At 57.9% G+C, this 12,339-nt stretch carries 9 protein-coding genes; 3 read left to right on the top strand and 6 right to left on the bottom strand.

Going from position 1 to position 12,339, the window contains the following annotated elements; all coding sequences use genetic code 11:
* Position 1: 1 nt before the first annotated feature.
* The 3 genes from VC35_RS24195 to VC35_RS24205 all read left to right on the top strand — a co-directional run bounded on the left by VC35_RS24195 (position 2) and on the right by VC35_RS24205 (position 3,754).
* Positions 2-1,330 (top strand): TolC family outer membrane protein, encoded by a 1,329-nt coding sequence (locus tag VC35_RS24195; protein WP_046043041.1) that lies wholly within the window; start codon positions 2-4, stop codon positions 1,328-1,330.
* A 249-nt stretch (positions 1,331-1,579) separates the two neighbouring features.
* A complete protein-coding gene (locus tag VC35_RS24200) occupies positions 1,580-2,710 on the top strand; it encodes a carbon-nitrogen hydrolase family protein (protein WP_046043042.1) in 1,131 nt (376 codons plus the stop codon).
* A gap of 3 nt (positions 2,711-2,713) precedes the next feature.
* Positions 2,714-3,754, top strand: a complete 1,041-nt coding sequence (locus tag VC35_RS24205; protein ID WP_046043043.1) for an AraC family transcriptional regulator — start codon at positions 2,714-2,716, stop codon at positions 3,752-3,754.
* A gap of 344 nt (positions 3,755-4,098) precedes the next feature.
* On the opposite strand, the gene VC35_RS24210 is transcribed toward VC35_RS24205, so the two are convergent.
* The 6 genes from VC35_RS24210 to clpP all read right to left on the bottom strand — a co-directional run bounded on the left by VC35_RS24210 (position 4,099) and on the right by clpP (position 12,258).
* Positions 4,099-4,938, bottom strand: a complete 840-nt coding sequence (locus VC35_RS24210) for a DUF2242 domain-containing protein (RefSeq protein ID WP_046043044.1) — start codon at positions 4,936-4,938, stop codon at positions 4,099-4,101.
* A gap of 203 nt (positions 4,939-5,141) precedes the next feature.
* On the bottom strand, positions 5,142-7,013 hold the full coding sequence (locus tag VC35_RS24215) for a SurA N-terminal domain-containing protein (RefSeq protein ID WP_046043045.1): 1,872 nt from the start codon (positions 7,011-7,013) through the stop codon (positions 5,142-5,144).
* Positions 7,014-7,246: 233 nt separating this feature from the next.
* Complete coding sequence (locus tag VC35_RS24220; RefSeq protein ID WP_002552737.1) at positions 7,247-7,519, bottom strand: HU family DNA-binding protein; 273 nt, start codon at positions 7,517-7,519, stop codon at positions 7,247-7,249.
* A 150-nt stretch (positions 7,520-7,669) separates the two neighbouring features.
* Positions 7,670-10,066, bottom strand: a complete 2,397-nt coding sequence (gene lon / locus VC35_RS24225) for an endopeptidase La (protein ID WP_046043048.1) — start codon at positions 10,064-10,066, stop codon at positions 7,670-7,672.
* A 160-nt stretch (positions 10,067-10,226) separates the two neighbouring features.
* The gene (gene clpX / locus VC35_RS24230) at positions 10,227-11,510 is read right to left on the bottom strand and encodes an ATP-dependent Clp protease ATP-binding subunit ClpX (protein WP_007982210.1); all 1,284 of its coding nucleotides are present in this window, start codon (positions 11,508-11,510) and stop codon (positions 10,227-10,229) included.
* Between the two features lie 112 nt (positions 11,511-11,622).
* A complete protein-coding gene (clpP, locus tag VC35_RS24235) occupies positions 11,623-12,258 on the bottom strand; it encodes an ATP-dependent Clp endopeptidase proteolytic subunit ClpP (protein WP_015094302.1) in 636 nt (211 codons plus the stop codon).
* Positions 12,259-12,339: the final 81 nt, after the last annotated feature.

The raw sequence follows: 12,339 nt of genomic DNA on the forward strand, positions 1-12,339 counted from the left end.
GATGGAACGTCGTTGCCTGTTCTTCTGCCTGCTGGGGCTGTCCCTGCCGGCTGGTGCCATGGACCTCAAACAAGCCTGGGATTTGTTGCAATTCCAGGGCCCTATCTACCAGGCCTCCGTGCATGAAAAACAGGCCGGCGAGGAAAACCGCGCCATTGGCAAGGCTGGCCTGTTACCGCAGATCAATGCCTCGGGCTACCACAACAAGGTCAATGGCTCCCAAAGCCAGAGCGGCATCGACAGAGATCTCCATTACGATTCCAAGGGCGCCAACGTGCGCCTGCGCCAGCCGCTGTTCAACAAACAAAAGATGGCCGAATACCGCCAGGGTCAGCAGCGTGCCGACTACAGCAACGCGGTATTCGATGCCAAGACTCAGGACGCCGCGGTGCGCCTGACCGAAAGCTATTTCGACGTACTCCTGGCCAGCGAAACCATCGTCCTGGCCAAGTCCAAGCTGACCGCCTTCGAAGAACAACTCGCCTCGGCGAAACGGCGCATGGAACTGGGGGCCGGCACCGTCACCGACATCGACGAATCGACCGCTCGCCGCGACCTCGCCGACGCCGAGCTGATCGAAGCGCAAGACAACCTGATCAACGCGCGCCGCAAGCTTGAGGAATATATCGGTGAAACCCCCGAGTCACTGACCACCTTGCGCCCGAGCTTCGATACACCGCCGCTGCTACCGAGTAACCTGCAGGACTGGTTGGTCAAAGCCCAGACCGATAGCCCGTTGATTCATGCGCGCCGTTATAGCAGCGACCTCGCAGCAGAAGAAGTGAAGCGTGCCAGCGCCGGCCACTGGCCAACACTGGATTTCATTGCCGGCTACACCGCGGGTGAGAGCCAGTCACTCTCCGAGTTGAATCAACGCAACCACTACGGCTCAATCGGGCTGGAAGTCAATATCCCACTGTACAGCGGTGGCGGTGTCAGCGCGTTGACACGCCAGGCCAGTGCCAATAGCGATAAGGCCATGGACGAACTCGACGCCGCGCGACAGGAAGTCATTACCGAAACCACCCGTGAGTATCAAGGCATACTGAGTGGCGCCAAACGCATTCGCGCGCTGGAGAAGGCAGTGGAGTCCAACGAACGCTCACTGGCATCGTCACGCAAGGGCTTCAAAGAGGGTGGCACCAGCACCAACTCGGACGTCCTCAATGCCGAAGAGCTGCTCTTCGTTGCGCGCCACGATCTGTTCGATGCCAAGTTGCGCTATTTGATGTCGCGCCTGCGCCTGGCCTCTTCAGTGGGCAGTCTGGGCGATGACGATATCAACCAGATCAACAACTACCTCGGCCCGGAACTGCTGGTCACGAAGTAACGTTCACCTTCCGGCCGGTCGAGCCAAATGATGGCTGACCGGCGTTTCCCTCCCATGCCCCCCCGCTCCGTCAACTCACCTCTCGTTTAACCCGGTCATGCATTGCTGCATCTCGGCGCAGAAAGGTAGCCGTCTGCGAAAAAAACAGTCAACGCTGAAATTTGCCCACTAAGCCCTTGATTCCCTTTATGCTCGATCCAAATCCAAATGAAAAGCCACGCCCGGCTCCAGGCTGTAAACTGTTTCCCCATGCGCAAACTTTTGTACCTGACATTTTCCATGGCGTTGCTCGCCGCCCTCACGACCTACGCGATGTGGGCCGCAGACCGGCCGGTGGGTCATTACCTTTCGGACCTGCGGATCAGCCTGGCTATCGACCAGGGCACGCCTGCGGACCGTGGCAACCTGTTGGGCATCCAGCCCGAACTGTTTCCTACCGACTATCAAAGTCCCGAGCGTTTGCACCGCAAGCTCGCGGCCTATCTGCAAGCAGCCCGGGACCAGGGTTTGTTGAACCGCAAGACCGTCGTCGTGTTGCCGGAGCACGTCGGTACCTGGCTGATGGTCAGCGGCGAGAAGGATGAGCTGTATCAGGCCAGCACCCTCAAGGAAGCCATGAACTGGCTGGCGGTGAGCAACCCCCTGAAGTTCGCCAAGGCGCTGATCAGCGCCGAGGGCGGCAACCGTCTCGACGATGCCCACCTGCGCATGAAAGCCAAGGCAATGGCCAGGGACTACCAGGCATTGTTCGGAGGGCTGGCCAGGGAATTCCACGTGACGCTGGTGGCGGGTTCCATCGTGCTGCCCGAACCAAGCATCATCGACGGTACCTTGAGAATCGGCCGCGGTGCGTTGTACAACAGCAGCGTGGTGTTCAACAGCGAAGGCCTGCCGATCGGCCAGCCCCAGCGCCAGATACACCCGTTCTTCGCAGAACAGAACGGGATCAAGGCGAACGGCGAGCACTCGCTCAACGTCGTTGATACCCCCGCAGGAAGGCTGGGCGTATTGATCGGCCACGACAGCTGGTACCCGGACAACTACCTCAAGCTCAACGACCAGAGCGTACAGCTGGTTGCGGTACCGGCCTTTGTTGCCGGCCGTGGCACCTGGGATCAACCTTGGCGCGGCTACAGGGGGTCGTCGGCGCCGACGTCGGTCAACTTGAAGCCTGGAGAAGTCAGTGAAGGCCAGGCCTGGCAGCGCCTGACCCTCACGACCCGGACGCCGGCCAGTCAGGCAGTCGCTGGCATGAGTGTGTTCCTGCGGGGTCAGTTCTGGGACCAGGGCAGCGCCGGGCATAGTTTCCTCAGCAGCAACGGCCAGCACTTTGCCGATGGCAACGCCCAGGGTGCGCGCTTGCTGAACCTCTGGTTGTAAGCCATGAATCCACAACCGATGCGCCTCGGCGATCTGTCGGTGGGTTTTGTTCATAGCCTGGCCGATGCCGTGCGCAGTCATGGCGTCGATCCGCAGCCACTGCTCGATCAATACGGTCTCGATGCCGCGCGCCTGGGCGAAGCGGGTGCCCGACTGTCGATACCGCGCTATATGCGCCTGGGCCACGGCGCCATTCAACTGACCGAGAACCCGGCCCTTGGCCTGCGCATGGGCCAGCTCAGTCGCCTGAGTCAGGTCGGCCTCGCTGGCGTCACTGCGGCCCAGGCGCCGACGGTACGAGAAGCCGCACGCTGCCTGATTCGATTCGAAGCCTTGTACGGCTCCAACTATCGGGGTCAATCAAGCTTTCATGAAGACGCCCAGGGCGCCTGGCTGCGCTTCTATTCGATCAGCCCCTATAACGCCTACAACCGCTTTGTGGTGGATTCGATCATCGCCGGCTGGTTGCAGCAATTATCCAGTATCAGCCCTGCCCCACTGCACGCCGAACGCATCGAAATCGAATTCGAGGAGCCCGATTACCGTGCGGCCTATGACGTGTTGGGTGATTGTCCGATTCAGTTTGGCGGCGAGCGCAATCAACTGCGCTTGAGCCTGGCAAGTCTCGCCCAGCGCAACCCCGAGCATTGCCCGAGCACCTGGCGGCATTTGCTGCAACTGTGTGAGCGGGAACTGGAACAACTGACACGCACCCGCAGCCTGCGTGAACGCATCATCGCGCTGCTGGGACCTTTGCTCAATGGTGGTCGGGAGCCCGACCTGCAGGAGGTGGCGGCACGCCTGAAGCTGCCCACCTGGACCTTGCGTCGCAAGCTCGCCGATGAAGGCACACAATTTCGTGCGATTCTCAACGACACCCGTCGCGACCTGGCCATGACTTACATACGCGACACCGAACTGGCGTTCGGAGAGATCGCCTACCTGCTGGGCTTTGCCTCAGCAGAAGCGTTTCAACGCGCATTCAAACGCTGGAACGGGCAGACACCCGGCGAGTTTCGCCGCAGCCATCGCCAATCCGCCTGATGCCTACAACTCGGTAGCGTCTTCCGCCGGCTCCAGTGGGTCCAGTTCGAAAGCCTGGTACTCGAGCAGCTCTTCTTGATAATCGTCCATTTTTGAATCCCCCAACCCGTATTGAAAAACGCCTGAATAAATGACCAATCCCTTGAGCATAAAGTGCCCGCGTGAAAGAAAAATGACGCGGACACGACACTCTGTCGCTACTGAATAAAACGTAGCAGCTGGTCAGGAATTTATCATTGGTTTTTTTCGCGCAAGGCCGCAGAACAGCGGACCTGGTTGATGCGGGTCAATCATTTGGCTGACTACGGGATCGGTTCATCAGATCCGATCCCGTGACGCCGTCATCACTGGCTGGAAGCAGGCAACGCCGGGATGGGTTCGCTCGGCGGTGGCAAGTCACTCGGGCTCGACGGTGGCGTGACGACTTCCTGGAAGGATGCTGGCTCTGCACGCTCGGTCGGCGTGATCGGCGCTGCTTCAGGAGGCGGGGCAACCGGCTCGGAGGCCGCTGGAACCGCTTCTACGGGTGCAGGTGCAGCAGGCTGTACAGCGGGAGCCGCAGCCGGGGCAGGTGCCAGCGGTGCCGGTGCTACCTTGGCTTCAGGCATGCCCAGGTCCGTTTTCGGCTTTTCGGGGATGTGCGCAGCCTTTTTCGCTTCCGGTGGCAGGAACAGCTCGACCAGTGCAAAGAAACGCTCGTAGAACTTGGCAGACGATACGGTTTCGCTGGCGACCTTGACCATCGAGTCATCGGAGGAGCCGATCGGCATCGACACCGAGCCCAACACACCCACACCGAGACTGGCGGAGTTGTTGGTCTTCTTCAGCGCATAACGATCCTGCAAGGCATTGGCGAATACGGTCGCGTGGTGCCCTTCGCTGCCGTCATCGGCGCAGACCACACTGAAGCTGATCTCCATGTGATTCTCGCCGGTCTGCTGGAAGCTCTTGTGGCCGCTGACCAGCTTCGGATCGTTGCTGGTGATGATGTAACCCTGGCTGAGCAAGGCGCGACGGGCGGCTTCACAGCTCTGGGTATCGCTGACCGGATAGTTTCGGGAAAAGGTACCGGAGTCGTCGAAATTCTCATGCTCATAGATGGCGGCCTTGTTCGATGAACAACCGGCCGCGGTGGCAAGCACGGCTGCCAGCCCGACAACCCGCATGGGAAGTGATTTAAACATTGAACATCCTGAGGAAAACGGTTCGGGGCGTATTGTGCAACAGATCGATGCTTAGCGGAGCATCGATCGTGTCTTAAAACGGTTACAGGCTGATTGACCCCGGTTTTGCGCAAAAGTCACCGCGGCAAATGACGTACGGCCAAACAAAAAGACCCCGGCCTTTCGGCCGGGGTCTCCTGTGCAGCGTCAAACCTGGTCAGGCATCAGTAACGCTTGATGTCTGCCTGGCTTTCCAACTGCTTGCGATAAGCCGCAAAGTCTTGCTGGCCGATGCGCGAAGCGAGGTAGCGACGATACTGCGCTTTCTCTTCTTCAGTCGGCGCCGCGGCTTCGTTCACGCCATTGAGGCGCACGATCATCAGGCTGCCATCAGTCAGCGTCACGCTGGTGAAGGTCGGTTTGTCCTTGGCCGCAGGCTTCGCCATGCGGAACAGCGCTTGCAGCACCGCTGGGTCGACACCTTCCTGAGCGCGAGTAGCCGCCTCGGTGACTTTCCAGGCCTGGCCGTCGACCGCCTGATCCAGCGGGGTCTTGCCATCGCGCAGGCTGGCAATCAGGGCTTCAGCCTTGGTCTTGGCATCGGCGCTGGCGTGTTCCTTGGCCAATTGCACACGGATCGCGGCAGAGACGCTTTCCAGCGGCAATTGCGAAGGCTTCAGGTGCTCCTTGGCACGCAACACGACCACGGTTTCCGGATCGAGCTCGATGGCGGTGCTGTTCGCACCCTCATCCAGCACTTCCGGGCTGAACGCGGCAGTGATCACGGCACGGTTGGCCGCAATACCCTCACCGCCTTCACGGCCGAACGGCTTGGACGTGTGGACGGTCAGTTTCAGGTCCTGCGCTGGCTGAGCCAAGTCAGAGGCTTCGAACGAGGCGTCTTCCAGTTGCTTGCTCGCTTCGACGAAACGCTGCTCGACCTGCTGGGTCTTCAGACCACGGGTCAGCTTGTCTTTCAGGCTGGCGAATGTCGGTACTTCAGGCGCTTCCACGCCCAACAGCTTGATCAGGTGATACCCGAAATCGGTGCGAACCGGCGCGGAAACCTGGTCCTTGGCCAACGAATACAAGGCTTTCTCGAACGCCGGGTCGTAGACGCCAGGACCGGCATAACCCAGGTCACCGCCGTTGTTCGCCGAACCCGGATCCTGGGAGAACTCCTTGGCCAGGGCCTCGAACTTCTCGCCCTTGGCCAGACGGGCCTGAATCTCTTCGATCTTCGCCTTGGCTTGAGCCTCGGTGGTCTTGTCGTTCACTTCAATCAGAATGTGCGCCGCCTGGCGTTGCTCGGACAGGTTCGCAATTTCTTTCTGATAGGCCGCCTGCAGGTCTTCGTCATTGACGCTAACCTGATCGAAGAAGGAAGCCTTCTTCAGCTCGAGGTAATCGATGATCACCTGATCCGGCGTCATGAATTCCTTGGCGTGCTCGTCGTAGTAAGCCTTGACCTCATCGTCGGTCAGTTTCACCGCTGCCGGGTCGGCCTTGATGTTCAGGGAAGCGAAATCGCGGGTCTGTTTTTCCAGACGGGCAAACGCCAGCACCTGTGCATCGGTCACGAAACCGCTACCGGCCAGACCGGCACGCAGCTGACCAATCAGCATTTCCTGAGCCAGCATCTGGCGGAATTGCATGCGGGTATAGCCGAGTTGGCGAATCACTTGGTCGAAACGATCGGAACTGAACTTGCCATCAACCTGAAACTCGGGTGTTTGCAGGATGACCTGATCAAGCGCCGCTTCGGAAAAAGCGAATTTCGAGTTTTCTGCGCCTTGCAGCAGCAGCTTGCGATCGATCAGGCCCTTCAGAGCCGAGTCGCGCAACATTTTTTCATCCAGCAAGGAAGCATCGAAATCCTTGCCCAGCTGTTGCATGAGCTGGCGGCGTTGCATATCGACCGCCTGGCTCAGTTCGTTCTGGCTGATTTCATCGCCGTTGACCTTGGCCGCATCATTACTGTGCGACGTAGCCTTGAAGATGGCATCGAAACCGGTCAAAGCCATCAGAACAACGATGACCCCGATAATAGTCTTGGCAATCCAGCCTTGTGAATTGTCCCTGATATTCTGCAGCATGCGTCCCCCAGAAACGGTTGAACTTCAAAATTAGGCAACCGTGGAGCGTGGGTAGAGTCCGGATAGAAGAAAGGCGCATCCGAGGATGCGCCTTCTCGTAACTGGCGGAGCGGATCGAGGGCTCGAACTGGCGACCCTCGGTGTCTTGAACCGGCGACCTGCTGTCAGGACTGCCGCTCCGCTGCCAAGTCAGGCATGACCCCGACCCGGATGGGTAAAAACCTGAATCGAACTTAGTTGACAGCTTCTTTCAGTGCTTTACCGGCTTTGAAACCTGGTTTTTTGGCTGCTGCGATTTCCAGCGTCTTACCGGTCTGTGGGTTACGACCAATGCGAGCCGGACGATCAGTTACGGAGAAGGTACCGAAACCAACCAGAACAACAGAGTCGCCAGCCTTGAGAGCGCCAGTGACGGATTCGATTACAGCGTCCAGCGCACGGCCAGCAGCAGCTTTCGGGATATCAGCGGATGCAGCGATAGCATCAATCAGTTCCGACTTGTTCACTCTAAGTCCCCTTATATCTATTTGAGTATGATTCTAAGTTTTTTTGGTGAAAGCAAAAACGAGTGCTGAATGGCCTACAGACACTTAAGAGCCGCTTTATAACAAGGGCTCTAAAAAGCTGTCAAGAAAGCCCCCCAGGCAAATACGTACTTAATGCGTGCTAATTCTTTCCTTAGAATCTGCGTCGCGTTTCTCATCCTTCGCGACTATCTCCGGAGCCACATCCGGCAAGGGCTCCGGCGCGTATTGCAGCGCAATTTGCAGGACCTCGTCAATCCATTTAACCGGTTTAATCTGTAGATCCTGCTTGATATTGTCCGGAATCTCTTTGAGATCGCGCACATTCTCTTCAGGAATGATCACGGTCTTGATTCCGCCACGATGGGCCGCCAGCAGTTTTTCTTTCAAGCCGCCAATGGCCAATACCTGGCCACGCAACGTGATTTCGCCGGTCATGGCGACATCCGCGCGCACCGGAATGCCGGTCAATGCCGATACAAGGGCCGTACACATGCCTACACCAGCGCTAGGGCCGTCCTTGGGAGTCGCCCCTTCTGGCATATGGATGTGCGTGTCGCGCTTCTCATGGAAGTCCAGGGGGATCCCCAGGCTCTTCGCCCGGCTGCGGACAACGGTCAAGGCCGCAGTGATCGATTCGACCATCACGTCACCCAGGGAACCGGTCTTGATCAACTGGCCCTTGCCCGGTACGACGGCCGCTTCGATAGTCAGCAGTTCGCCACCTACCTGAGTCCACGCCAGCCCGGTCACCTGACCGATCTGATCCTGCTGCTCGGCCAGGCCGTAGCGGAATTTACGCACGCCCAGGAAGTGTTCCAGCATGTCTGCGGTGACCTTCACCGAGAAGCGTTTTTCCAGCGCATGTTCCTTGACCGCCTTTCGGCAGACCTTGGCAATCTGGCGCTCCAGCCCACGCACACCGGCTTCACGGGTGTAGTAGCGGATGATGTCGCGGATCGCTTCTGCGTCAAACTCCAGCTCGCCTTTCTTCAGGCCGTTGGCCGTAATCTGCTTTGGCGAAAGGTATTTGACGGCGATGTTGATCTTCTCGTCTTCGGTGTAGCCCGGCAGACGGATCACTTCCATCCGGTCCAGCAACGCCGGCGGGATGTTCATCGAGTTCGAGGTGCACAGGAACATCACATCGGACAGGTCGTAATCGACTTCCAGATAGTGATCGTTGAAGTTGTGGTTCTGCTCCGGATCGAGCACTTCCAGCAACGCCGATGCCGGATCGCCACGCATGTCGCTGCCCATCTTGTCGATTTCATCGAGCAGGAACAGCGGGTTGCGGACACCCACTTTTGTCATCTTTTGAATCAATCTTCCTGGCATCGAACCGATGTAAGTACGGCGATGGCCACGAATTTCCGCCTCGTCACGCACGCCACCGAGGGCCATGCGCACGAATTTGCGGTTGGTGGCGTGAGCAATCGACTCCGCCAGGGATGTTTTACCCACCCCTGGAGGACCGACCAGGCACAACACCGGACCACGAATTTTCTTCACGCGCTTTTGCACGGCGAGGTATTCGAGGATGCGTTCCTTGACCTCTTCGAGGCCATAGTGGTCGGCATCCAGAATGTCTTCTGCACGCGCCAGGTCCAGGCGCACCTTGCTCTGGGCCTTCCACGGCACCTGAACCAGCCAGTCGATGTACGAGCGCACCACGGTCGCTTCCGCGGACATCGGTGACATCTGCTTGAGCTTGTTCAGTTCGGCCGTCGCCTTGGCCAGCGCTTCTTTCGGCAGGCCGGCGGCATCGATACGCTTTTTCAGCTCTTCGACTTCGTTGTGACCTTCGTCGCTGTCGCCGAGCTCTTTCTGAATGGCCTTCATCTGCTCATTCAGGTAGTACTCGCGCTGACTGCGCTCCATTTGTTTTTTGACGCGGCCGCGAATGCGTTTTTCGACTTGCAGCAGATCGATCTCGGCATCCAGCAGCGCCAGAACATGCTCGACCCGGGCCGACAAATCGATGATTTCGAGGATTTCCTGCTTCTGTTCGATCTTCAGGGCCATGTGCGCGGCCATGGTGTCTACCAGGCGGCCTGGCTCATCGATGCTGTTGAGCGACGACAGGACTTCAGCCGGGACTTTCTTGCCCAACTGCACATATTGCTCGAACTGAGACAGCAGGCTGCGAACGAACACTTCCGACTCGCGCTCTGGTGCTTCAACTTCGTCGATCAGGGAGACTTCGGCACGACAGTGGCCATCCACTTCACTGAAGCGCTCAACGGCACCCCGCTGCTCGCCTTCGACCAGAACCTTGACCGTTCCGTCAGGCAGCTTCAGCAGCTGCAGAACGGTGGCAATCGTACCAACGCGGTACAGGGCCTCTTCACCGGGATCGTCGTCAGCCGGGTTTCTCTGGGCCAGCAGAAGAATCTGCTTGTCACCCGTCATCGCAGCCTCGAGGGCTTCGATGGATTTCTCGCGCCCCACGAACAGCGGGATAACCATGTGCGGATAAACCACGACATCACGCAATGGCAGGAGAGGCAATTCGATGGTTGTCTTCATGATTTCGCCTCTACGGCGGCCGTAAGGCCGGAAACAGATGGAAGTAAGCTTGAAACCAAGATGGGGGCAGCCTTCAAAAAAAACAAGCACAAAGACTGTGTAAAACGCGCAAAAAGCAAAGGGGCCCGAAGGCCCCTTCTTTGTACCGGCTGCGTGACGCTTAAGCGTCTGGCGCGGCCTTGGCGGTCGGCTCACTGTTTTCGTAGATGTACAGTGGCTTGGACTTGCCTTCTATCACGCTTTCATCGATCACTACTTTGCTCACCTCGGATTGCGAGGGGATTTCATACATAGTGTCGAGCAACACACCTTCGAGAATCGATCGCAGGCCACGGGCACCGGTTTTACGTTCCAGGGCACGCTTGGCGACCGACTTCAGAGCGTCGGAACGGAATTCCAGATCAACGCCTTCCATCTCGAACAGCTTGGCATACTGCTTGGTCAGGGCATTTTTCGGCTCGGTGAGGATCTGCATCAGTGCAGCCTCGTCAAGCTCGTCCAGCGTGGCAAGTACCGGCAGACGACCGACGAATTCCGGGATCAGACCGAACTTGACCAGATCGTCAGGCTCGACTTCACGCAGGGACTCACCGACTTTCTTGCCTTCTTCCTTGCTGCGCACTTCTGCGTTGAAACCGATGCCACCTTTGGTGGAACGGTTTTGAATGACCTTCTCAAGACCAGAGAACGCGCCACCGCAGATAAACAGGATGTTACGGGTGTCGACCTGCAGGAATTCCTGCTGCGGATGCTTGCGACCACCTTGTGGTGGAACGGAAGCGACCGTGCCTTCGATCAACTTGAGCAGGGCTTGTTGCACGCCTTCACCAGAAACGTCCCGGGTGATCGACGGGTTGTCAGACTTGCGCGAAATCTTGTCGATTTCATCGATGTAGACAATGCCCATCTGGGCTTTTTCCACGTCGTAATCGCACTTCTGCAACAGCTTCTGAATGATGTTCTCGACATCTTCACCCACGTAACCCGCCTCGGTGAGGGTGGTTGCGTCGGCGATGGTGAACGGAACGTTCAGCAAGCGGGCCAGTGTTTCGGCAAGCAGGGTCTTACCCGAGCCTGTCGGGCCGATCAGCAGGATGTTGCTCTTGCCGAGTTCGACGTCGTCATTCTTTTTGTCACGCTGATTCAGGCGTTTGTAGTGGTTGTACACCGCTACGGCCAGAACCTTTTTCGCACGCTCCTGACCAATCACATACTGATCAAGGATGCCGCTGATTTCTTTAGGCGAAGGCAATTTATGCGCGCTGCTTTCGGCCTGTGCTTCCTGCACCTCCTCGCGGATGATGTCGTTGCACAAGTCGACGCACTCGTCGCAGATAAAGACCGAGGGGCCGGCAATCAATTTGCGCACTTCATGCTGGCTTTTGCCACAGAAGGAGCAATAGAGCAGCTTGCCGTTGTCCTCGCCGTTGCGGGTGTCAGTCATTCGTTCGATCCAAATCCGATAGGCTTGCAACACAAGATGAAGGCTATTGCGGGCTTTTTCAAGCCCGCTGGTGATCGGACCCGCCGACCAACCTTATTTTGAGCTGCTTGGTTTAAGCAGGACGCTGGCTGATCACTTCATCGATCAACCCGTACTCACGCGCGGCATCTGCACTCATGAAGTTGTCGCGGTTGGTATCGCGCTCGATTTCTTCGAGAGTGCGCCCGCTGTGCTTGGCCATCAGCGTGTTGAGACGCTCGCGAATGAAGAGGATTTCCTTGGCATGGATTTCGATATCCGACGCCTGGCCCTGGAAACCACCCAGTGGCTGGTGAATCATCACACGCGAGTTCGGCAGGCAGTAACGCTTGCCTTGTGCACCGGCAGTCAGCAGGAACGCGCCCATGCTGCACGCCTGACCGATACAAGTGGTCGACACGTTGGGTTTGATGAACTGCATGGTGTCGTAGATCGACATGCCAGCCGTCACCGAACCGCCCGGGGAGTTGATATAGAGATGGATGTCCTTGTCCGGGTTTTCCGCTTCAAGGAACAGCAATTGCGCACAGATCAGGTTGGCCATGTAGTCCTCTACCGGACCAACCAGAAAGATCACCCGCTCCTTGAGGAGACGCGAGTAGATGTCGTAGGCGCGCTCGCCACGAGCGGACTGCTCGACAACCATCGGGACCAGGCCGCCTGCGGCCTGGATATCAGAGTTCTGCTGAATATACGAATTACGGAACATGCTCTGCAGTCACTCCCAAATAGTTATGTCTTGAATACGCATAAGCCAGCTCGAAAGCTGGCTTATGGTGTTTGCTTCTTA

The organism is Pseudomonas fluorescens, from assembly GCF_000967965.1.
Lineage (GTDB): Bacteria > Pseudomonadota > Gammaproteobacteria > Pseudomonadales > Pseudomonadaceae > Aquipseudomonas > Aquipseudomonas grandcourensis.